Annotated in this window: 1 protein-coding gene; it reads right to left on the bottom strand. The window is 36.2% G+C overall.

Translation table 11 applies throughout. From position 1 onward, the window contains the following. The coding region (locus CRV03_RS14170; RefSeq protein WP_258239107.1) for a hypothetical protein at positions 1-589 on the bottom strand (589 nt) is incomplete at both ends.

Here is a 589-nt window from a genome sequence, read left to right as displayed (position 1 = left end):
TGCTTCTACTGTTCCAGTGTTAAATGTAAAGTCATACTCTTTTGCTGAATCTGCTTCTCCACTTAATGTTACAGTGTGAACTAAATCAGTTCCTTCTGTTTGCTCATCACTTGTTACACTTGATACTGTGATATCTGCTTCATTATCTAAGATTGTTCCTGTTGCATCTACTCCACCTACAGAAATCTCATACGCTTCTGTATCTTCTTTTAATGCATCATCTACTGTTGGTGTTGTAATTGTAAACTCTGTTACTCCTGCTGGTACTGTGATTTTTCCAGTACTTGCATCATATGTTACACCATTACTAAATTCAAACGCTTCGATATCTTCTGCTTCTACTGTTCCAGTGTTAAATGTAAAGTCATACTCTTTTGCTGAATCTGCTTCTCCACTTAATGTTACAGTGTGAACTAAATCAGTTCCTTCTGTTTGCTCATCACTTGTTACACTTGATACTGTGATATCTGCTTCATTATCTAAGATTGTTCCTGTTGCATCTACTCCACCTACAGAAATCTCATACGCTTCTGTATCTTCTTTTAATGCATCATCTACTGTTGGTGTTGTAATTGTAAACTCTGTTACT

The organism is Arcobacter sp. F155, from assembly GCF_004116455.1.
Taxonomy (GTDB): Bacteria; Campylobacterota; Campylobacteria; order Campylobacterales; family Arcobacteraceae; genus Halarcobacter.
Note: the sequence above shows the minus strand (reverse complement) of the source record. Positions and strands in the feature narration are given on the sequence as shown.